Genomic DNA, 24295 nt, shown 5'->3' with positions numbered 1-24295 from the left:
AGCCTATCTCCACAGCTACACAGACAGCGTTGAATTTAAAGGCACCACTTGCCTCACCGGCACTTACTGGAGTTCCGACAGCACCGACAGCAGTAGCAGGCACAAATACAACACAACTTGCAACTACAGCTTTTGTAACCGATGCAGTTATGACAGCAACACCAGATGCAACGACCCTGGTTAAAGGTAAAGTACAGTTGGCAGGAGATTTGGGTGGAGTAGGAACAACAGCGGCCGCACCAATAATCAGTGCTGGTGCGATAGATGACAGCAAGGTATCAGCAACGGCAGCCATAGTCGACACTAAACTGGCTACTATATCCACGGCAGGTAAGGTCTCCAACAGTGCAACGACAGCGACCTCCTCCAACAACATCAACACCATAGTATTACGAGATGGAAGTGGCAACTTTAGTGCAGGCACGATCAGCGCAGATTTGACAGGCGATGTAACGGGTGATTTAACAGGAAACGTTACGGGTAATGTACTTGGAAATCTTACAGGTGATGTCACTGGTAATGTAAGTGGTACTTCATTGAATGTTACAGGAATCGTAGCCATATTAAATGGAGGAACAGGTTCCTCGACAGTATTAGGAGCCAAGACTAATTTAGGGTTAGAGAATGTAGATAACACAACAGATTTAAATAAGCCTATCTCCACAGCTACACAGACAGCGTTGAATTTAAAGGCACCACTTGCCTCACCGGCACTTACTGGAGTTCCGACAGCACCGACAGCAGTAGCAGGCACAAATACAACACAACTTGCAACTACAGCTTTTGTAACCGATGCAGTTATGACAGCAACACCAGATGCAACGACCCTTGTTAAAGGTAAAGTACAGTTGGCAGGAGATTTGGGTGGAACAGGAACAACAGCGGCCGCACCAATAATCAGTGCAGGTGCGATAGATGACAGCAAGGTATCAGCAACGGCAGCCATCGCCGACACTAAACTGGCTACTATATCCACGGCAGGTAAGGTCTCCAACAGTGCAACGACAGCGACCTCCTCCAACAACATCAACACCATAGTATTACGAGATGGAAGTGGCAACTTTAGTGCAGGGACCATCTCTGCAGATTTGACAGGCGATGTAACGGGTGATTTAACAGGAAACGTTACGGGTAATGTACTTGGAAATCTTACAGGTGATGTCACTGGTAATGTAAGTGGAACATCATTGAATGTTACAGGAATCGTAGCCATATTAAATGGAGGAACAGGTTCCTCGACAGTATTAGGAGCCAAGACTAATTTAGGGTTAGAGAATGTAGATAACACAACAGATTTAAATAAGCCTATCTCCACAGCTACACAGACAGCGTTGAATTTAAAGGCACCACTTGCCTCACCGGCACTTACAGGAGTTCCGACAGCACCGACAGCAGTAGCAGGCACAAATACTACACAACTTGCAACTACAGCTTTTGTAACCGATGCAGTTATGACAGCAACACCAGATGCAACGACCCTTGTTAAAGGTAAAGTACAGTTGGCAGGAGATTTGGGTGGAACAGGAACAACAGCGGCCGCACCAATAATCAGTGCAGGTGCGATAGATGACAGCAAGGTATCAGCAACGGCAGCCATCGCCGACACTAAACTGGCTACTATATCCACGGCAGGTAAGGTCTCCAACAGTGCAACTACAGCGACCTCCTCCAACAACATCAACACCATAGTATTACGAGATGGAAGTGGCAACTTTAGTGCAGGGACCATCTCTGCAGATTTGACAGGCGATGTAACGGGTGATTTAACAGGAAACGTTACGGGTAATGTACTTGGAAATCTTACAGGTGATGTCACTGGTAATGTAAGTGGAACATCATTGAATGTTACAGGAATCGTAGCCATATTAAATGGAGGAACAGGTTCCTCGACAGTATTAGGAGCCAAGACTAATTTAGGGTTAGAGAATGTAGATAACACAACAGATTTAAATAAGCCTATCTCCACAGCTACACAGACAGCGTTGAATTTAAAGGCACCACTTGCCTCACCGGCACTTACAGGAGTTCCGACAGCACCGACAGCAGTAGCAGGCACAAATACTACACAACTTGCAACTACAGCTTTTGTAACCGATGCAGTTATGACAGCAACACCAGATGCAACGACCCTTGTTAAAGGTAAAGTACAGTTGGCAGGAGATTTGGGTGGAACAGGAAGTACAGCAGCAGCCCCGGTAATCAGTGATAATGCAATATCGACAGTTAAGCTTTTAAACTCAAATGTTACCTATGGGAAGATCCAGAATGTAGTTGCGAATAACGTGGTACTTGGTAGAGTATCAGGAGCAGGAGGAGTAGTAGAGGAGATCTCAACAACAGGTTCTGGCAATGTAGTCAGAGCAACCTCACCAACTTTGGTTTCTCCTGATTTAGGAACTCCTTCTGCACTGGTTGGGACAAATATAACAGGCACAGCATCAGGATTAAGTATTGGAGGAAATGCAGCAACAGCAACTACAGCAACAACAGCATCTCATCTTACAGGTGGCGGACTAGGTCAAATTCCTTATCAGACAGGACCTGGTACCACAGCAATGTTGGCATCTGGGACGTTAGGTCATATCCTGACGAGTAATGGAGCAGCTGCACCTTCATGGGAGGCACCTTCGGGCACTTGGGTTGACTTGATTAGTGCTCAAACAGTTGGCGGAGTAAAGACATGGACGGCACTTGGAACTTTTAATTCTGGGATAACAGTGTCAGGTGGAAACGTTTCTTTAAATGATAATTCCACAACTAATACAATTAGCATAGGGACAGGAACTACAACAGGAGCGATTACAATTGGTGGTGCAACAGCAAATCAGCCTGTTACAATTTCATCTGGAGGTACAGGCATCTTAAACCTTAATAATAATACAGGTGCGGCATCTCCGGTAAACATCGGAACTGGAACCTCAACAGGTACTGTTACTCTAGGGAATGTAACTGGAAGAGTGGTAATCCCCAATGGAGTTCTGTTAGACTTATCTGCAGTAGACAATTCCACAAATTCAGAAGGACTAAAATTGCCTCAATCTAACAATAATTCTAATGCAACGGCAGAAGGTCAAATAAGTTGGGATTCTGATAACGATATTCTCGCTGTTGGAACAGGTTCACGTGCTAAAAATATAGGAATTCCTAATAACATGCAAGGTTTCACTGCTTCAAATGCAGCCTGGTCAGTTCCATCAGGTGTTACAAGAATTTGGGTGAAAGTTTGGGGTGCAGGAGGTGGTGGTGGAAGTGCGCGAAACGCAGGAACTGACGAGAGTGGTGGCGGTGGCGGTGGCGGTGGTTACTGTGAAGCTTTTTTGGATGTAGGTGGGATTGCAGCACTTAATATTACAATTGGTGCTGGTGGAGCCGGTGGTATCGCAGATAATAATGATGGGACACTTGGTGGTGCAACAACAGTAGTAGCTGGAGTAATTACATTAACTGCAAACGGAGGAAGTCCTGGAGATTCTGATACACAGGGTTATGCTAGTGGTGGTACTGCAAGCGGTGGAGCCATTAATATAACTGGAGGGGAAGGTGGTAGTGGAGCCGTTTCCGATCATGCTAGCGGAGCTGACGGAGGAGGATCTCCTTTTGGTGGAGCCGGAGGAGATGGAGGAAAAGGTATACAAAGTGTTGATCGCGATGGAGCTTCAGGAACCTTTCCTGGTGGCGGAGGCGGAGGCGGAGGGGTTACCACTGGTGACGGTGGAAATGGAGCTTCAGGATATGTAATTATTTATTGGTAGGAAACTTATAAAAAAAGTTCAAAAGGATAAAGTAAATCATGACGACACACGACACGAAGCTCAGGGCAAAGAAGCGAAGGAATGTATTATGTATTATAGACGATAGATGATGTAAAATGTAAGAAAGATTGTGGAGTTTGAGAAAGATTGCTTCGCTTCGCTCGCAATGACAGTGGAATTATGAGGATTTTGACAAAACGATAAACGATAAACCGGAAACACGATACAATTAACGCAAAACAAAATATCAAATAATTAACATATTATGAAAAACTTCAACACCCTCAAAATCATCCTTTTCAGTAGCATGATTCTGCTATTCACCGTCAGCATTCATGCCCAGCAGCAGATCGCTAAACCGGCAACCCCTGCTCCGGCAACTGTGAAACTATTAACACAGGCTGATACTCTGCAATATACGCTTGGAGCATTTATCGGACAATGGATGGTCAGAAACAGCTTCAATGTCACAAACCCGACTCTCTTTAAAAGAGGAATGGATGATGTGCTGACTAATAAAAAGCTTGCAGTGACTGATTCAACAATTGCACCTATTGTATCAGCTTACCAGATGGCAACCCAGAACGCAAGAAGCCGACTGATGGAGGATCAGCTTTTTGCTGCTCTTAAGGGGAAACCGGGTGTTGGTGCTTTGCCAAGCGGGGTGCATTATATCGTTGTTAAAATCGGTACCGGACCGCGTCCAACTGTCGCCGACTCGGTCGAACTTAATGCTATTGGCATATTCCCCGACGGAACTGTGTTTGAAGATACTTTCCAGAAGAAAAAGACTATTAAAACTATGACAAGCAGCCTTATCCCCGGATTGAATGAGACATTGCAGCTTATGCCAGAGGGATCAGTATGGAGAATATTTATTCCATCAGCTCTGGCTTATGGACCATCAGGATTATCAAACGTAATCCCGCCTAACAGTGCGCTGGTGTTCGATATTACACTGATGGCTGTTAAACCGGTGAAGAAATAAAGAGGGGGAGAGGAGGATGATGCAGCATTACGGGAACATAGAGCCGGAAGCCGCAAGTCGCGAGCCCTGAAGATGAGATGAAGAGATGTATTATGTATAATTGATGATAGAAGATGTAAGATAGCAAATGAGATTGAGAAGCAACAGGATATCGCAAATGTGTAACACAAGGAACAGCTCTTTGATTATGAGAGCTTTGCTTCTTTGTGTTGCTATGCTGATATTTGTTGCTGAGGGTATTGAAGCCCAGGTCATAAGTAATACAGGTTCTGTAATATCTGTTGCAGGTGCTGTTGTTGATAGTAAAGACATCGAAAATAATGCCGGAACGGTAGGGAACAACGGTACAATTAATCTTAAAGGCTACCTGCTTAACTACGGATCAGTTAACGGTAGCGGTTTATATAATCTGAAAGGGGACTGGAACGATTACGGCTCATTTAATGCAGGGAACTCAACAGTTACTTTACATGGAACTTCAAACCAGACAATAAGAACCAATTCTATCGGAGAGTCATTTTGGAATCTCACAATCAATAATTCAGGTTCCGTTATAACTCAGATTTCATTGCCTGGTGGACTGCTGGGTGTTCAGAAGGATCTTACTTTAACGGCTGGAACTCTAACTCTTGATCCAACTACATCTTATCTGAATATCGGTGGTAAAGCAAATGTAAACGGAATAATAAATTATAACGGAAGCACTATTCAGACAACAAATGTCGGGGATGACTTTACCGGATCGGGGACATTCAATATGGGAACCAATAACCTTCCTCATAATCTTAATCTTTCAGGAGCCCTCAACTCCATTGGTACATTCATACCGGGAACAGGTTCGAGTACAGTCAACTATAATGGAACTGTTCCGACTCAGACAGTTTTCGCTCACGCCGGATACAGAAACTTAATAATTTCAAATTCAGGTGTTAAGATCCTTCAGGGAAACTCTGCAGTAGGAATTAACCTGACAATCAGCGGGGGCACTTTTGATCTTGGAACATCTGCTTCAACTCTGACTGTAGCAGGCAATACTGCTATAACTGGGGCAATGAGTTTCAACACCGGACCTGCTAAAACGGTAACCCTTAATGGCAATCTGAGCGGTGCAGGAGCAATTAATATGAATGGCAATTCACATGCTCATCTTCTCAATCTGAATGGCTCAACAAACAATATCGGATCATATACTTCTGCAGGCAGTGAGAGTACAGTGAAATATACCAGACCGGGAGATCAGACTGTTTTTACATCTGAAAATTACAGGAATCTTTCAATTACTGGCAGCGGTGTTAAAACACTTAATGCCGATATTTCAGCTTCAGGAATACTTACGATGTCCTCAGGAGATATCAACTCAAATGGAAATACTCTTAAGTTAACCAATTCAGCTATTTCAGCAATAAACCGTACTGCCGGAAAAGTGATTGGTAAACTTCAGAGGGCAGTTGCAGTAACAGGATCTGAATATCTTTATCCGCTGGGATCAACTGTGAATTACAATCCAATGAAAATTGCATTTCAGTCACTGGTTGCAGGTGCACTGACTGCGCAATTCCAAACAGGTTACATTGGATCGGCAGGCTTACCTCTATATGATGACGGTGTTGAAGGAAATGAAATATATGATACTTATACTACAGGATATTGGACCTTATCTGCAGTAGGCCCAATGACAACAGGCAGCTATTCAGTTAACCTCAATCATACAGGTTTCAGTATTGATCAGTCTGCAAGTATTATCAAAGAGAACAAATGGCGGTGATCTTGAGCTCGATGGGACCCATGCAGGCATTTCAGGCACTGAAATTGCAAGAACAATTCTTGTAAACGGGATCTCCGCAACAACCACTGATCTTGCTATAGGAAAAGGCAGGCCAAGGATAACAAACCAACCGGATAATATTGATATTTGTGAATTGTCAAACGCATTCTTCGAGGTCACAGCCCGCGGCCGCGGGACACTCACCTACCAGTGGCAGGTTAATCAGGGATCAGGCTGGAGCAATGTTACGAACACAGGTGTTTATTCCGGAGCCACAACTAATTACCTTACGCTGACCACTGCACCATATTCAATGAATGGTTACCAGTATCGTACAATAATAACCGATGCACAGGGTAATTCTAATATAACCAATACAGTATTATTAACTGTAAATCTGATTCCAACTGCAGTACCCACTCCCGCATCTCAGAATGAGTGTCCGGGTGTTGCGTTTACAACAATTTTGCTTACATCTTATTCACCGACTACAGGGGGCACGGTTCCCGGGACGACTTTTGCATGGAAACGCACTAATCCGGCTGGTATTACGACTACAATGCCAAGAACTGACCTTATTGTTGTAGGGAATCAGATTGCAGGAACTTTTACCAATACAACGAATGCACCTATTACTGTCAGATTTTCGATTGTTCCTAAAGGTCCTACTACAACATTCTGTGTTGGGGATTCAATTTATGCTTATGTAACGGTTAATCCTATACCAAGAGTATTTGGGACACCTCAGAACAGCACGCAGTGCGACAGTATGACCACCAGCATTAACTTGTCAAGTCCGAGCACATTTACAAGCGGTCTCGTAACATTCAGGTATACAGTAACAACTACCGGTTCAGTATCGGGTTATGTTACACCGACAACTGGCATGCCGAACGGACATACAATTGCCGATAAGCTTATTAACCTTACAGATGTCTACCAGATTGTTACTTACAGAGTTATTCCTGTTAGCCCGGTTGGCTGTGCTGAAGGACCATCCCAGGAAATTAAGGTTACAGTCAATCCGACTCCCCGGGTAATTCCTGTAAACATTAAACCGGATATCTGTCCTGCCGGAGCCAGTCCGACTAATACACAGATTGTACTGACATCGCCGACTGTAATGACCTCAGGTGTCATGAGATTTGATTATACAATTACTAAAACCGATGGTTTTGTACTTGGTAACACTGCACCTGAAACAGACAGAATACCTGGTTATACTCTGTCTTTTGGTTACCAGAATAATTCAGATACAATTAAATCTGTTTACTATCATATAACACCAAAGGTCGATAATGCTATATGTGTCCCGGGCCCAAAGGTTATAAGTGAAGTTAAAGTACATGCAAGACCATTACAAAATCTAATTATTACAGTTCCTTTAACATGTGAAGGAGGATCCGATGCTTCTCTTAGGGCTGTAACTGCAAAAGGGGCAGGACTCTATTATTATGACTGGATCAGAACTTCTGTCGATCAGGTACATGGATACAGCATTCCGGATCTGACTAACCGGAGAGGAGGAAGATGGGATGTTACTGTTACTGATAATTTGAACTGTAAAAACTCAAGTTTCATTTTCGTGGAAGGTGCTTTCCTTGATTCCTACCTGTATGTAGTTGATACTACAGGCTTTGGCACTACCTGTCCGGGTTCGAATGATGGTCAGATCTGGATTAAGGAGAAGATATCTTCAACCGGTGTTGCGCCTTTTAAATATTGGATCGTCAGAGATGGTCAGGATTCTACAACAGCTGTTAAGGGTACATTGCCTGCAACAGAGATCCTTCAGAAACATTATAACCTTTTGCCGGGGAATTACAGGCTATTCCTTAAAGATGCTAACGGATGCTATGATCAGACCTTCCCGGAAGCAACTATCTCTGAACCAGAAATCATAACAGTTGAGTTTGGAAAAAGTATCTACCCCGGTGGATTCAATATTTCCTGCAAAGGTTATAATAATGGCTCCGTATGGGTTGACTCAATTTACGGAGGGAACAAAGGATATAGATATAAATGGACTACATCTACCGGAACTATTATTGGAATTGACACTCTTAACCGGCTCGATAATATTACAGCAGGTATATATTATCTTACAACTACTGACAGGAAAGGATGTTCGAATATTCATACGGTAACAATTACTCAACCCGATGGAATGGAGCTTGCTTCAAGTGTGCTTTCACACAGTGCTGATGGAAACTTCAATATTTCATGCGATGGAGGCAATGACGGAAGTATTGTTATGAATATTACAGGAGGATCGGGTTCTTATCTCTATTCATGGACCAGCCCGAACGGGTTCACAGCATCAACAAGAGATATTTCGGGATTAAAAGCAGGTGTTTATACATGCGTTGTACGTGATGTGAATGGATGTATTCTTACCCAACTTCCTCCAAAGAATCCTAATCCTCAATTTACTCTTACCGATCCGGATCCACTTGATATAACTCTGACAGGTTCAACTTCCAGTGATGGCGGCTATAACATAAATTGTAACGGAGGAACCGGATCAGTAACAACAACAGTTACCGGAGGAAGTACAGGTAATTACACTTATACCTGGAGTACCTCAAATGGTTCAGGTATTGTGCAGGGTCAGAAAGACCAGCCGGCACTTACAGCAGGTAAATATTATCTTGATGTTAAAGATCTGAATAATTGCATTTTACGTGATAGTGTTACACTTACTGAGCCTCCTGTATTTGGAATACAACTTACAGCAACAAATATAACATGTGCTGCCCCAGGTTTTAATAATGGTTCAGTTAACCTCACAGTTACAGGTGGAGCAGGAGCTTATTCATACACATGGTCTAATGGCGCTACAACTGAAGATATTTCGGGTCTTACTCAGGGCAGCTACCAGGTAACTGTTACCTATAATAATACCTGTTCAAAGACTGACGCAGTGCAGATTAACCTGCCTCCGCCACTTACTTACACGAAGGAATTTGCCGATTACAATGGTTATAATGTGAGCTGTTTCGGACTCTCTGATGGTGCAATAAATATCACACCTTCGACAGGTCTGGCTCCGTTCACATATACCTGGACCGGTCCTGATGGGTTCACATCATCATCAAATCAGATTTCAGGTTTGAAAGCCGGTTCATATACGCTTACTATAACTGACAGCAATTATTGTACTGCTACAGAAGTGATCGTGTTAACTCAGCCCGGACAGCTTGGAATGACGATTAATCTCTCTGCCAGTATTGCAGGCGGATTCAACATTAACTGTGCCGGAGACAGTACAGGTACTATTGGTATTGAGCCGCTTAATCAGGTGAAATCTGTTCAGTATATATGGTCCGATGGTGTGATAGGTAAATCGAGAACCGGGCTGCCTGCAGGTGTCTATACAGTGATAATTACTGATGAAAACAACTGCCATGCTACTTCGGCTATAACACTTACTCAGCCCGATTCAATTAAGCTTAACTATACGGTTAAACAACCATTCTGTCCAGATATGCCCGATGGTGAAATAAGGCTTAATGTAACAGGAGGCTTCAGAGGTGCAGATTATATCTACAAGTGGTCAGATAATTCATCAGGCAGAAATGTTTCAAATATTCTGAGGGGATTCTATAAAATGACGGTTACTGATATGAACGGTTGTCAGGTCAGAGACTCAGTGATTCTTGAACCGATGAATGAAACATGTCTTATAATTCCTAATGCGATCTCTCCTAATGATGATCTTATTAATGATGAGTGGAATATCGGAATGAAAGAGTTATATCCGCAGATGGAAATCAGGGTGTTCAACAGATGGGGAGAAACAGTATGGCGTTCTGAAAAAGGTTATCCGAAACCATGGGATGGAAAGAGTAATGGAAACCATCTGCCTGTGGATTCATACCATTATATAATTAACCTGCATAACGGGTCGAAACCGATCGTGGGTAACATTACAATTGTGAGGTAAAATTTCATATTTTTAGGGACTTGTGAGAAGACTCATTTTCATATTAACAATTATTCTGCTGACTGGCAATCTCGCATTCGGTCAGCAGCTTCCATTATACAGTCAGTACCTGTATAACAAGTTCCTTATAAATCCCTCTGTTGCCGGAAGTGATGGTTATACAAGTGTGAGTCTTACCGCAAGAGAGCAGTGGGTAGGATATTATGGTGCCCCAAGGACCTTCTCATTCAGTGTGCAGACAAGGATGCTCAAGAAGAGCTTTATAATGAAGCAGACACGTGTAAAAAAGAGTGTTTACAGACCAAAAACAGATGGTAAGGTTGGATTGGGAGGATATGTATTCAGCGATAAAAACGGACTTGTCTCCAGAACAGGTTTTCAGCTTTCTTACGCCTATCATATGTGGATAGAGAATGAAACCCAGCTATCTCTCGGACTGGCACTTACAGGCTATCATTACAAGATTAATGAAAAGGAAATCAATTTCGAAGATCCCAACGAACCGCTGCTTAACAGTAACCTTCGTCGTGGTATGTTTGTCCCGGATGCCACATTCGGGCTTCATCTCCTGAATGCTAAATACAGCCTGGGGTTTTCGGCTGATCAGCTTCTGGAAGCCTCAGCAAAACTGGGATCAGATGCCTATCAGAACTTTAAGATGAGCAGACAGTACTACCTATTCGGGTCATACGATTTTGAAAGGGGTTCAAATGCTGTTATTCAGCCCTCTTTTATGCTGATGATGTCGCAACAGCTTAAACCGCAGGCAGATCTTGGTGTAACATATATTTATCAGGAGGATTTCTGGGCCGGACTGGCTTACAGAACCAGCGGGGCACTGATAGCAAATATCGGGGTGAAGTATGAAAATATCTTTATAGGATATGCTTTTGATTTTACAATGCAGGAGATCCAGCGTATAACTTATGGAACTCATGAGATAACCTTCGCTCTGAAGTTCGGCGATAATACCCGCCGGTACCGCTGGCTCGACCGATACTAATCTGTTTTTTCTTCTTCTTCTCTGTGGCTCTCTGTGTCTTCTCAGTGGCTCTCTGTGTCAGTTCTTTTTGTTACACAGAGTTACACAGAGGAGGCACAGAGGTTCACAGAGAAAACTATTTTTTGAGAATGTAGATTACAGAGCTGCTTTTCTCCTTATTGAAAAGAGTTTGGATTGCATAGAACTTGGCTCTGACCATACCTTTAATGAAGGACAGAGATGATTTTTTATACTTTTCACTGAGAGCTGAGATATAGAAAACATCGAGAGGGAGGCTCCTTAACTCTTGTAGTTTGAATCCTGCTTTTTCTGCGAAGAGCCTGAATGTTGCAGGATTAAAATGCCATAAATGCCTTGGCACATCATATGCAGCCCAAAATTCCTTATAGTGTGCTGCATCCGGAGAGCCGCTGTTAGGCAAAGCTATTAAACATACACCTCCGGGTTTCAAAATACGATGAATATCAGCGGCATATTTAAAAGGATTATGGAAATGTTCAAGTACATGCCATAGTGTTATACAATCGAAGCTTTCTGTCTTTATTGAGGCTATCTGATCGGGACTAATAACATCCAATCCAAAATGAGACTGTGAGAATTCCCTTGCCTTATCGTTTATTTCTATTCCCCTTACCTGCCAGCCACTTTGTTTCATGATGTCAGCAAAATGACCTGTACCGCTTCCTATATCGAGCAAATGGCCTGTTTTCAGTCCTGATGTCTTCTGAACAATGGCAAGCTTCCTTCGCAGCATATATTTTCTGGCAATCTGATAAAGGTTATTTACAAAACCTTTTGAGGTGTTGCTGTGCGAAACATATTCTTCAGATTCATAGTACCTGCCTATCTCTTTTTCATCAGGTGAATCCTGGGTAAACCGGAATCCGCAATCGCTGCACTGAGCTATCTGAAATACCTCCCTGCTGATAAAATGATCAGTACAACTGAATTTTAAAGTAACCTTTCCGGACAGGCAGAGCGGACAGGTCTCATGGTGTATCATTTATTCAGTTTTGGATTTGATTAATAATCTGCTGCCAAAATATCCTGCAATTATAAGGATAAGCAGAATGGAACTTGCCATTGAGACCTTATTACCTGTTATATAAGATGAAGGCCTGAATGAAAATTTAATTTCATGGTTTCCTGCAGGGACTACCATTCCTCTTAATACATAGTTGGTACGAAAATAACTGGTCTCTTTCCCGTCAATGTAACTTTTCCATCCGGCTGGATAATAAATCTCTGAGAAGACAACAAGCTTCTCATCGCCTGCAGAATATTTGTAGACAAGTTCATCAGGCTGGTAGCTTACAAGTTCAATTCTATCACTCTCCTGCACCGGATATGATTGTTTTGAGATCTGATTACGGAAAGAAGCATCAATAATCGCCTCCGCTGACGGATTGAAACGGTTTATTGAGGAAATTTCCATATTGGCATTTTCAACAATAACCGGTTTTTCTGCAAACCAGGCATTCCCAAGCGCAAATTTATTAACCATTGGGGGAGCCTCCGGACTGTAAATTAAGTACTTTGTATTAAGCATGTTCAAAGCGGAAGTGTTTGCAAAAGCCCTCTCAATATCCTCTGCAGACTGAGCATTGCTGAACGCTGTCTGCATCATTTCAAGATTCCTTATAACAGCAGTATCAATAAGCTCCTGATATCTTTTCAGTTTAGCTCCGTGATAACCACCAATAGACTTATGAAAATACGATGTGGGAGAATTATCGTTAAATGTCGACACTGTCATATTAAGCACCCTGAAGATTGACTTATCCTGAAGTATAGCATTATCAGCGGCAGTCGGTGTAAATACTTTTTTAAGAGCAATTGGTTTTACAAATCTGTCAGCATTGAGATACCTCTTATCTACCGTCCAGAGATCGAATACTATCAGTAGTGTCAGAACCAGTATTGCCTGACCTTTACGTATTTTTTCAAAAACGAATCCCAGTATTACACCTCCTGAAAGCAGAATAAAAACAAGCGATCTGAAGGCATCACTCCGGAGCAGGTCTTTTCTTGAAGTTACCAGAGCATCTTTAATCCATGCAGGCAAAGCTACCTGGGTTTCATACTCACTGAGAAATGATCCGGCAATGCCTGGTATTAACAGTACAAGAACCAGGAAGCCACCGGTTATTCCGCCTGCTATCTTCAACCCTTTAAGGATCTCTTTCCTTGTGATTGTTCCGTTGAAAATATCCCTCAAAGCCAGTATTCCCAGGAGCGGCATACAGAATTCAGCTATACTAAGTATCATAGTGACAGCCCTGAACTTATTGTAGCCCGGGAAAAAATCGATGAAAAGGTTTGATAACGGCATGAAGTTCTTTCCCCATGCAAGCATAATTGAGAGAATTGTAGCTGCCACTAACCACCATTTTTCAACTCCCTTAACAAGAAACAACCCAAGTACAAACAGGAAAAAAACAATTGCTCCCACATAATGCGGGCCATCTGTACCTAATTCCTGAGCACCCCAATATTTGCGGAACTGGTCTGCGGCTTCAACCTTATCGTTCCGCCTCAATACTTTAACAAGTTCGGAATCTTTATCGAAAGGTTTGCTTGATCCTCCTTTATAGTCTGGAATAAGCATGTTGAATGTTTCATCTACGCCATAACTCCATTGGAGTATATAATCTTTGTCCAGTCCGGAGGTGAGGTTCTTATTGTCCAGAATTAGATCAGATTTACCCCTGCTGGAGTACTTGCCGTATTCGTAAGTAGTATAAAGACTTGCAAAGTTTATTCCGAGTGCAATAAGAAACGGGAGTATCAGGATGACAGATGTTTTAAGGAATTTAATAACTGTTTTGTTTTTATATGAATAGATAAATTCCACAATTCCGAAAACGAGCAGGCAGAGCATTGCGTAATAAGTTATCTGCACATGGTTTGCCTGAATCTCCAGAGCCAGGACAACCGCAGTTAAGAGGGCCCCTTTTATTGCATCACGACGATAAGCGTAATAGATTCCGCCAATAAATGGCGGCATATATGCCAATGCTATTGCCTGGGTGTTATGTCCGGCCCCCAGGACCTGAAAGAAGAAAGACGTGAATCCATATGCCAGAGCTCCGGTGATAGCAAGCCATGGACTGACCCCGAAGAGGATCAGCATAATATAGAATCCGAGCATTGAGAGAAACAAAACAGAAACAGGCATGCCATAAGTTCTCAGTATGGTGTCAACTTTTTTTATAAGGTTTCCGGGATATAATGTGGAAATCAGATATGCAGGCATACCGCTGAAAATGGAGTTGGTCCATAAGGGCTCTTTGCCAAACTTATCGCGATAATCCTGAATCTCTTTCGAATTTATTTTCGAAACGGTCGAATCGTTTCCTCTGAATACTTTACCCTCAAGCACAGGGTAGAAATATGCGAAAGACATCACTGTAAAAAGTACTACAGCTATCAGATGTGGCAGGTAGGGTTGGAGTTTGGACTTAAGTTGCATCGCGATATTCTTTTATAAAGTTGAGAAACAAAAATATACATTTTAAATTTCGTCTGTAATTCCTTTCAAAGATTTGAGATTTGTACTGAAGTTTTTCAGTTTACTCCATTTTGTAATAAAGCCCCTTATAGCCTGCAGCTCAACAGGTTCGTAAAAGCCAAACAGATATAAGATAAATGGGAAGCTAATTACAACTCCGGTTTTTATAATAAGTCTTGGAATCAAATCAATTCCATTCAGTAGCAATGCTGAAAATGATAAAGCGGCTCCGACAATAAGAACTAGAAATACTTTCCGTAGTTCATAAGGGACGTAATAAACCCTCTGGGAGAAATAGTAACAGGCAAACCAGTATACAAACTGTGACAGCAGGTAAGCTATTGCTGCTCCGGTAATGTCCCAGACCGGGATTAGCAGAATATTTATTCCTAGTCCGAAAACAGTAACACCTGCAACGATAATCCCGATAATATTTGTCTTTTTGGCAATGTGCAATCCATATACTGTAATCTCCTTCATATTCATAAAAAGCATTGCCAACGCCAGAACAGGTACTACAACAACAGCTTCCATATATTCAGCTGCTCCGGTTAATATTTTAATCAGTTCATATGAAAACAATGAGACAGGGATAATCGCAAACATCACAATAAATGATGAATAGAGAAGCGCTTTTGAGTAGAACCTTTTATTGTCAGGCGAATCAATTCTTTTAATCATCATTGGTCCCAGGGCCAGCTTAATTGAATCAACAATTACGAGTTTCAGTACGCTTGCAATCTTAAAGGCAAGAGTGTAGAGAGCTACCGATTTTAGTACAGCCATCGATTGAAGTGAGAACTTGTCGATAACAGATAATGCTGCTGCTGAAATATTTGCAAGAAGAAGAGGGAAGCCATATACACTCATTGAACTGAAAATTGTTCTGTCAAAAAATGGTGTGATGTTTTTGAAAGTATACCCGGTAAGTGTTAAAACAATAACAGCATTTCCGATTACCTGGGCGAGAAAAATACCCTCTATTCCCATCCTTTTTACAAGCACAAAGTAGAGGGTAAGTGATAAGACAATCAGTAACTTGAACAGATTTGTGACCGAATAGAGTAATGATCTGGTCTGCAGCCTCATCAGTGTGTTGATGATATTGTTTACAGACTGAATTGATGAAGCAAGTATAACAAGTATAATTGCTTTTCCCCAGTTTGTATGTGAAAAAATAAGTTGCGAAACAGAACCTGAGAGCGGAATAAGCACAATACAGAAAGCCAGAGAAACAATTATTTGTGTGGAAAGTGACATAAAAAAGATCCCCTTCTGATTCCCGCGGTGATCTTTATCCCAGAACCATCTTGTCAGACTCTGAGGCAGGGCGGAAGCCATAACTGCGGTCAGGACAAGTCCGCAGGCCTCAAGTATCGCATATGCCCCGAATTCATCAACCAGAAAGTATTCTTTATTGGTATAGATTGGGATAAGAATCAGCCCGACAATCTTAACGGCTACATTGCCAAGGCCATAAATGACACTCTCCTTTAACGATATTTTAATAGATTTTAGCATTCTTTTTCCAGGCAGAATATTTTCTTAATTAATTCTTCCGGAGATAATTATAGTATTAAAATAATAAAAAGGATATTTTGCTTTTATTCCAACCCATTGCTTTACTTTTCTAATAATCAGCTCCGGAACAGACAGACTCACAAGGTTGGCATATGATATTTTTTCAGGGATGTATCCTGCCGAAGCAACAACTTTTGAAATCGTATACGGAGTGAACCAGAACCGGTGGTCAGAATTAATTACCTCCTTATAATTCAGCATATTCCTGAATTGTCTTCTGTTATAAATACCCGGCACAGTAATGATGAATCTTTTTACATTATCTCCGTATTTTTCCCTGAAACTACTCAGAAAGTGAACAGGATTATCGAGATGTTCAATCAGTTCTCCAAAGACAGCATAATCCCACTTATCTGATTTAATGTCATCAAAATGATCAGATGTAATATCTCCCTGGTACACATTCTTATAACCCAGTTCATTTTTAATATAGTCAATGCTCTCTTTATCTATATCGATCCCGATGCACTTTTCTGAATTGTCTGTTAGCAATTTATGAAGCCAGGTGTTGGTTTTGATTTTTTCATTAATAACCTGAATATGATCTGAACAGCCGATGTGAATTACCCTGGATCCCTTTGTCAAATCAGTAATAAATGCTTCACGGGATATATTGACATGCTTCGACTTACTCAGACTAATGGTCAGGCTGGTCTGAAAAGTATCGCCCTTCAGGAATTTTAATACTTCAGAATCTATTTTCATACAATATTTATTGCAATAAATGCTTTGATGAAGCGAAGATACTATTTAGCTGCATTATAAAATCTTCATAATTAGATGATGCGTTGAAATTCATATTCCAGTTATGGAACGCGTTCACTCTTATTTTATTCTCCTCATCTGCCGGCAATCCGGAATACTTCTCAATCAGTTTTGCCAGATCTGAAGGACTGAAGCCGACCGGAAGGAGCGATCCGGTGCCCTCTCTGACAAGTTCCCTCACTCCGCCGGTATCAGTTGCAATTACAGGTATTCCAAAACTTTGTGCCTCCATTATACTTACCGGCACCCCCTCGGTATAACTGGTATTTATAAAGAGATCAACCCGGTTTAATGAATAGAATTTCAGAAGTTCATTATTCGGATAATGTCCCATGAAGTTATAAGTAATATTTTTTAACGGCGCCAGCTTCTTTTTAGCTATATCTTCCAACTCACTCTTCAGCAATCCATCACCGAAATGGTACCACAAAATCTCTCTTTGAGACCTTACAAGTTCGAGTGATTCGATAATCAGGTTTATTCTTTTCAGGGCAACAATATTCGAACAGGAAACTATTATGTACTTGTCGGATCTGACAGGTTCCTTTGCTTCAATATAAGCTCTCTCAATTCCAAGATAAGACAAAAGAAACCTGCGGGTATCAATTCCTGTTTTCTCACGGAAATATTGTCGTCCGTCGTTTGAAATAAAAAATATTGCATCCAGTTTGATACCGCAGTATTTTAAAAGAGGAAGATAACCTTCAGTTGTTTTTTCCTCATAAATATCGCTGCCATGGCCACGTGCAATTCTGATGCTGTTTTTGTAGTCCAGCATTGATATTGCGTGGGCTCCGGTCTTAAGCCAGTATGAGTAAAAAGTGATTGATTCATTAATTTTTTCTTTCCGGAGTACCTTTGTTATATGCTCCTTTAGCTGAACAGCTTTTATCACTTTCCTGAAGAGAAATGAAAATTTCCTGATTGTCAGTGTGTCTTTAATTCCCAGCCTGAATTCGATTTCTGCCTTTAATATTTCTGCAATCGTTGAGGCATTGATAAAGAACAAAAAAGGAAGAATGAGAAATCCTTTAAATGATGTGGCTGAATTATATCTATATATGGTCACATTCTCAGGAGTCTCCCTGGTTTTTTCCCCGTTAATATCCTGTGCGATAATTATAATCTTTTCAAAATTCCGGCTGAGGTGTTTTATTTCCTGCTCAATGAATGATTCGCCTGTTCCGAACGGATAATGAGATGTTATTAAAACCAGGCTCTTCATTTTATATGGTTCTTATTCAGATTACTGTTAAAGTTATAATATTTGCCTGTAAGCATCAACCAGTCTTTGCCTGTCTATACTCCAGTTATACTTCTCCAGTACAGCACTTCTTCCGTTACCCTTCAAATCATTCAGCAGAGATTTGTCGTTATTTAATTTTTCAATCAGCGAAGCAAGATCCTCTGCTGAGTCATGCCTGTAAATGAAACCGGTTTTTGTTTCATTAATTATTCTTTTCAGGGAAGTACAATTTGAAGATATTATTGGCTTATCGAGGTACATGTACTGATAAAGCTTATTCGGGCTTGATGCATCGTTATTGTCTGTTCTCACATGTGGGATTATAGCAGCGTCTGCATCTGCAAGAATATTCAGCAATTCATTGAACGGCTTCTGTCCGTGAAATCTGACACTGGAACTGATCCCGAGATTCTCAGATTGCTCTTCAAGAGATTTTCTGTAGCTGCCGTCACCAACTATCCATAACCTGACATCAATGTTTTTGCTGATCAGTATTTTCAATGCATTCAGAACAACCTGCAATCCCCTGTGCCTGTTTATTGCTCCTCCGTAAAAGATCACAAATGAATCATCATTTCGGGTTTTGGTATTAATAGAGAGGTTCTCAAAATTTATTGTATTTGAGACCATGCTTACTTTTACCGGATCAATACCCAGATTAATAATTCTGTCGCGGGCTTCTTCAATAATTGTGATTACGAGGTCAGCTTCCGGAAGCATATTTTTCTCGTAATTAATCCATAACCTGTTTGATGAAAGCATTCTGCCCAATAAAGTCTGAGTGTGTGCTGCAGTTTTTATCAGAGCAGGCCAGTTTTCGTGAAGATCAATTACAAGACGGGTATTGAATTTCTTTTTGATTTCGACCCCGATTATGCTGAGAGGCAGGTCGTGGATATGAATTACATCGAACTTTTCAGTTTGAAAGAGTCCGGAAATAAACTCTCTCCAGAAATTAAAATAGAAAGGAAATTTCAGACACCCTACGCTACTCTTGTATATAAACGGAGTAATCTTTTTCCTGTGAATTATCGCTTTCCCATAAGTATCTTTTTCCTGACGGTTTTTGCGGGTGGAGCAAGCCAGATGGACTTCATGACCTGCTTCTGTAAGAGCAAGTATTTCATTCTCAACTCTTACATCGGGAGGAAATTCCGACTCGAGCACCATCAGGATTTTCATCTCACATTTTATTAAGTGATTCGACAATTTTTTGTGTAAGGCTGATCCTTGAGAAATCGTTAACAGCTGATTTGTCCGATTGTCCGGAATATGAATCTGTGTTTTTCATAAACGCGGATATTTCATCAGATTCATCATAACCACAGGTAATACCTGATTTGCATTTTTCTATTATCCGGGCAGCATCCCCATCCCCGGGACCAACACAAAGGATCGGTTTCCCCGAGGCAAGGTATTCAAAAAGTTTTCCTGTAATTATGCTTCTGTTACTGCTGTGCAATGGAATTATTAACAGGAGAACCGAGGAGTTCATCATATAATTTACAGCTTCATTATGTTCAACATAAGGTATAAATTCAAGTGATGAATCAGCTATCCCTGACAGAATAATGTTTTTTGATTTATCCGGAACAGTTCCGACAAAGCGAAGCAGAAAATCGTTTCCTTCGGATTTGAATTTCTTCAGAGCATTTACTATTCCACCGAGGGGATAAATATCTGAAAGAGTTCCCACATAAGTTATTGTAAAACGGGCCGGGTTAACAGGCCTGACATCTTTGAAATCCGAATCATCATACCCGTTGGAAATAACATCAGTCTTGTTTTCTATTCCCTTAACTTTCAGTGAAAAAGACTCCTTCAAAGAATTTCCCACGGTTAGTATGCGGTCTGCATTTTTCAGTACTCTCTTTTCGTATCCGGAGTCAAGAATTTTAGATAAAAAAGTAGGATAGAACTGTTTGTAATAGTAGATTTCAGTCCATGGATCGCGCAGATCAGCAATCCATTTTATTTCCGGAAACCGTTTCTTAAGTTTCAATCCAATGAGTTGTGTGGAATGAGGCGGACTTGTTGTGATAATATGTTTAATGTTCTCGTTCTGAATCAGTTCACAGGCTTTTTTAAATGCAAATTTATTCCAGCCCTTACGTGGATCGGGAATAAAAAAATTACCTCTGATAAATCTCAGCAATTTCCCTTTAAGTGTATTATCTACACTATTTGCGAATCCTGCTGTCGGGATCCTGGATTTATCCTTTTTATAGATGCTGAAATAGTCGGTTGCAGGAGTCTTAAAAACTCTTGTGGCAGCAGTAAGTTCTGATGACAGGGAATTGTCAGTAACCGGGTAAGCAGCATACTCAGGGTCGACAGTAAGTATAATTGGTTCCCACCCGAATTCAGGAAGATATTTCGAGAATTTGAGCCATCGCTGTACTCCGGCTCCCCCGCTTGGTGGCCAGTAATACGTGATTATGAGAACCTTGTTCATCTTAAAGCTTCTTAAGTAAGCTTTGGATTGAGACTTTTTCTTTAATGATTTCTGTCAATTTCCCGATACTGATTCTCTCCTGTTCCATGGAATCACGGTACCTGATAGTTACGCTCTGATCTTCAAGTGTCTGATGATCAATTGTAATACAATATGGTGTGCCAATTGCATCCTGTCGTCTGTAACGGCGGCCGATTGAGTCTTTGTCGTCGTACTGGCAGTTGAAATCGAATTTCAGATCGTGCACTATTTTTTCAGCGATTTCCGGCAGACCATCCTTTTTAACAAGCGGCATCACAGCAAGTTTAACAGGTGCAAGGAATGAAGGAAGCCTTAGAACAACCCTGGTATCTGTAGTACCATCCTCTTTTTTGAGCTCCTCTTCGAGATAAGCTGCAGAGATGACCTGGAGGAACATCCTGTCTACACCAATTGATGTTTCAACAACAAACGGTACATAAGATTCGCCTTTTTCAGGATCGAAATACTGCATCTTTTTGCCGCTGTATTCCTGATGTTGTTTCAGGTCGAAGTCGGTTCTGGAATGAATACCTTCAACCTCCTTAAAGCCGAATGGGAATTTATATTCGATATCTGTTGCGGCATTTGCGTAATGGGCAAGTTTAACATGGTCGTGAAAACGGTAATTTTCTGCACCGAAGCCAAGGGCCTGATGCCATTTCATCCTTACCTCTTTCCATTTTTTGAACCATTCCAGCTCTGTTCCGGGCTGCACAAAGAACTGCATCTCCATCTGTTCAAACTCTCTCATTCTGAATATAAACTGACGGGCAACAATCTCATTTCTGAATGCTTTTCCTATCTGGGCTATTCCAAATGGCAGTTTCATCCTTCCGGTCTTCTGAACATTAAGGAAGTTAACGAATATGCCCTGAGCAGTTTCAGGACGGAGGTAGATCTTATTTGCCCCTTCGGAGGTGGAGCCCATTTCGGTTGAGAACATGAGGTTGAACTGCCTTACATCTGTCCAGTTGCGGGTGCCTGAAATAGGACAAACTATCTCATTATCAATGATTATCTGTTTTAACTCAACGAGGTTTGAATCATTCAGAGCTTTTGAAAACCTCTCATTCAGTTCGTCTATTTTAGTCTGATTTGCAAGAACTCTTGGATTTGTTTCCCTGAATTTCTTCTCGTCAAAAGTCTCACCGAATCTTTCTCTGGCCTTTTCTACCTCTTTGGTAATTTTATCATCGATTTTTGCAAGATGCTCCTCAATCAATACATCGGCACGGTATCTTTTCTTAGAATCCTTATTGTCGATAAGCGGATCATTAAATGCATCGACGTGACCTGAAGCCTTCCATATTGTCGGGTGCATGAATATTGCAGAATCGAGTCCTACAACATTGTCGTTAAGCAGGACCATACTGTCCCACCAGTATTTTTTGATATTGTTTTTAAGTTCCACGCCATATTGGCCGTAGTCATAAACAGCACTTAACCCGTCATAGATCTCGCTCGACGGAAAAACATATCCATATTCCTTGCAATGAGCAACCAGTTTCTTAAAAATATCTTCCTGAGCCATAATTGTTATATTTTACTTTAGCGGAAGGCAAAAGTAATTCAAAATCTTCTGTTTTACAACGTGTTTGCCCCCAAACCCCCTGAAGGGGGCTTTAAAACAAATTTCTATTTGTATCTTTAACACTTGTTTTGTATTTGTTACCAATGAAAAAAAGAACAGATTTTCTGGTTATAGGTTCGGGGATTGCAGGACTCACATTTGCTCTTAAGGCAGCAAAATCAGGCAAAGTATCCATTGTTACAAAAAGCAAACTTGAGGATTCAAACACAAGGTATGCCCAGGGCGGAATTGCTGCAGTATTCAGTGAACCGGATAATTTTGAGAAACATATCAAGGATACTCTTATTGCAGGCGATGGTTTTTGCAATGAAGTGGTAGTGAGGATGGTTGTTGAAGAGGCTCCTGAGAGAATTAAAGATCTTATTGCTTTTGGCGTCTCATTCGACAGAAAGGAAGACGGCACTTACGACCTTGCCAAAGAGGGCGGACATACAGAATACAGAATACTTCATCATAAGGATAAAACAGGTGAAGCTATTGAAAAAACACTGGTTGAGCAGGTAAGAAAAAATCCGAATATTGAGATTTACGAAGATCATTTTGCAATTGAGATACTTACACAGCATCATCTGGGTGACGTACTGAAAAAAAATTACCCTGATATCAAGTGTTATGGTGCTTACGTTGCCGACCTTGTTAATCAGAAGGTGATTACATTTCTGTCGAAAGTCACAATAATCGCTACAGGCGGCATGGGTAATGTTTATATGACAACAACAAATCCCGAGATTGCAACTGGTGACGGAGTCGCAATGGTTTACAGGGCAAAAGGAACAATAGAAAATATGGAGTTCGTGCAGTTCCACCCAACATCACTCTGGGATCCCAATAAAAGGCCATCATTTCTTATCACGGAAGCCCTTCGCGGATATGGCGCAGTGCTGAAGAACATGTCTGGTGAAAAATTCATGAAGAGGTACGACAGCCGCGGATCACTTGCGCCGAGGGATATTGTTGCAAGGGCAATTGACAACGAGATGAAGATATGGGGAGATGATCATGTATGGCTCGACTGTACCCATTTAAACAAGGAAGGACTGATAGATCATTTTCCAAACGTATATGAGCATTGTCTCGCCAGAGGAATTGATATAACAAAAGATATGATTCCTGTGGTTCCGGCAGCACACTATTCATGCGGAGGTATAAAAGTTGATCTTGACGGACAAAGCAATATAAGCAGATTATATGCAATCGGGGAAGTATCCTCAACAGGATTGCACGGTGCAAACAGGCTGGCATCAAACTCACTGATTGAGGCTGCTGTTTATTCTCACAGAGCTGCTATTCATGCCGGCACCCGTCTCAAGGAACTTACTTTTGAAGAAAAAATTCCCGACTGGGATTATAAGGGAACGACCCATCTTGAAGAGATGATCCTGGTAACACAGAATTACAAGGAAGTGCAGATGATTATGAGTAATTATGTCGGGATTGTAAGATCTGATCTTCGTCTTGAGAGGGCACTGATCCGTCTGGAAATAATCTATAAGGAAACAGAGAGCTTATATAAAAGATCGCTGATATCCAAGAAGATATGTGAACTGAGGAACCTGATAAATGTTGGCTATCTTATAATTAAAATGGCCAAGAACAGGCAGGAGAGCCGCGGCCTCCATTATTCTATTGACCACCCTAAACGGACAAGCTCCGAATTTTAAGAAACCGAAA

At 41.4% G+C, this 24295-nt stretch carries 14 protein-coding genes; 6 read left to right on the top strand and 8 right to left on the bottom strand.

Annotation, left to right across the window (positions count from 1 at the left end; translation table 11 throughout):
- Nucleotides 1–29: 29 nt before the first annotated feature.
- The 5 genes from IPJ16_00730 to IPJ16_00710 all read left to right on the top strand — a co-directional run bounded on the left by IPJ16_00730 (nucleotide 30) and on the right by IPJ16_00710 (nucleotide 11454).
- A complete protein-coding gene (locus tag IPJ16_00730) occupies nucleotides 30–3752 on the top strand; it encodes a hypothetical protein (protein MBK7625725.1) in 3723 nt (1240 codons plus the stop codon).
- A 265-nt stretch (nucleotides 3753–4017) separates the two neighbouring features.
- The gene (locus tag IPJ16_00725) at nucleotides 4018–4740 is read left to right on the top strand and encodes an FKBP-type peptidyl-prolyl cis-trans isomerase (GenBank protein MBK7625724.1); all 723 of its coding nucleotides are present in this window, start codon (nucleotides 4018–4020) and stop codon (nucleotides 4738–4740) included.
- Between the two features lie 187 nt (nucleotides 4741–4927).
- Nucleotides 4928–6505, top strand: coding sequence for a hypothetical protein (locus IPJ16_00720; GenBank protein ID MBK7625723.1), 1578 nt, complete (start codon nucleotides 4928–4930; stop codon nucleotides 6503–6505).
- Nucleotides 6462–10451, top strand: coding sequence for a gliding motility-associated C-terminal domain-containing protein (locus IPJ16_00715; protein MBK7625722.1), 3990 nt, complete (start codon nucleotides 6462–6464; stop codon nucleotides 10449–10451). Before IPJ16_00720 ends, IPJ16_00715 begins: the two co-directional genes overlap by 44 nt.
- A 22-nt stretch (nucleotides 10452–10473) precedes the next feature.
- The gene (locus tag IPJ16_00710) at nucleotides 10474–11454 is read left to right on the top strand and encodes a type IX secretion system membrane protein PorP/SprF (protein MBK7625721.1); all 981 of its coding nucleotides are present in this window, start codon (nucleotides 10474–10476) and stop codon (nucleotides 11452–11454) included.
- Between the two features lie 115 nt (nucleotides 11455–11569).
- Here IPJ16_00710 and IPJ16_00705 read toward each other — a convergent pair whose 3' ends face one another.
- Genes IPJ16_00705 through IPJ16_00670 form a run of 8 tightly spaced genes read right to left on the bottom strand, consistent with a single transcriptional unit; the run spans nucleotide 11570 to nucleotide 22564 of the window.
- Nucleotides 11570–12457, bottom strand: coding sequence for a class I SAM-dependent methyltransferase (locus IPJ16_00705; protein ID MBK7625720.1), 888 nt, complete (start codon nucleotides 12455–12457; stop codon nucleotides 11570–11572).
- Complete coding sequence (locus tag IPJ16_00700; GenBank protein MBK7625719.1) at nucleotides 12458–14926, bottom strand: YfhO family protein; 2469 nt, start codon at nucleotides 14924–14926, stop codon at nucleotides 12458–12460. It lies immediately after the preceding gene.
- A gap of 42 nt (nucleotides 14927–14968) precedes the next feature.
- On the bottom strand, nucleotides 14969–16486 hold the full coding sequence (locus tag IPJ16_00695) for a polysaccharide biosynthesis C-terminal domain-containing protein (GenBank protein MBK7625718.1): 1518 nt from the start codon (nucleotides 16484–16486) through the stop codon (nucleotides 14969–14971).
- Between the two features lie 24 nt (nucleotides 16487–16510).
- A complete protein-coding gene (locus IPJ16_00690; protein MBK7625717.1) occupies nucleotides 16511–17251 on the bottom strand; it encodes a methyltransferase domain-containing protein in 741 nt (246 codons plus the stop codon).
- Nucleotides 17252–17258: 7 nt separating this feature from the next.
- Nucleotides 17259–18536: a glycosyltransferase gene (locus IPJ16_00685; GenBank protein ID MBK7625716.1), complete on the bottom strand. Its 1278-nt coding sequence runs from the start codon at nucleotides 18534–18536 to the stop codon at nucleotides 17259–17261.
- A 33-nt stretch (nucleotides 18537–18569) separates the two neighbouring features.
- Nucleotides 18570–19739 carry a glycosyltransferase family 4 protein gene (locus IPJ16_00680; GenBank protein ID MBK7625715.1) on the bottom strand — a complete coding sequence of 390 codons (1170 nt, stop codon included), beginning with the start codon at nucleotides 19737–19739 and terminating at the stop codon, nucleotides 18570–18572.
- A 1-nt stretch (nucleotide 19740) separates the two neighbouring features.
- Nucleotides 19741–21012: a glycosyltransferase family 4 protein gene (locus IPJ16_00675; GenBank protein MBK7625714.1), complete on the bottom strand. Its 1272-nt coding sequence runs from the start codon at nucleotides 21010–21012 to the stop codon at nucleotides 19741–19743.
- A gap of 1 nt (nucleotide 21013) precedes the next feature.
- On the bottom strand, nucleotides 21014–22564 hold the full coding sequence (locus IPJ16_00670; protein ID MBK7625713.1) for a glycine--tRNA ligase: 1551 nt from the start codon (nucleotides 22562–22564) through the stop codon (nucleotides 21014–21016).
- Between the two features lie 143 nt (nucleotides 22565–22707).
- Here IPJ16_00670 and nadB point away from each other — a divergent pair, with 143 nt between their 5' ends.
- Nucleotides 22708–24285, top strand: coding sequence for an L-aspartate oxidase (gene nadB, locus IPJ16_00665; protein MBK7625712.1), 1578 nt, complete (start codon nucleotides 22708–22710; stop codon nucleotides 24283–24285).
- Nucleotides 24286–24295 lie beyond the last annotated feature (10 nt).

The organism is Bacteroidales bacterium (genome assembly GCA_016709865.1).
Taxonomy (GTDB): Bacteria; Bacteroidota; Bacteroidia; order Bacteroidales; family VadinHA17; genus LD21.
Note: the sequence above shows the minus strand (reverse complement) of the source record. Positions and strands in the feature narration are given on the sequence as shown.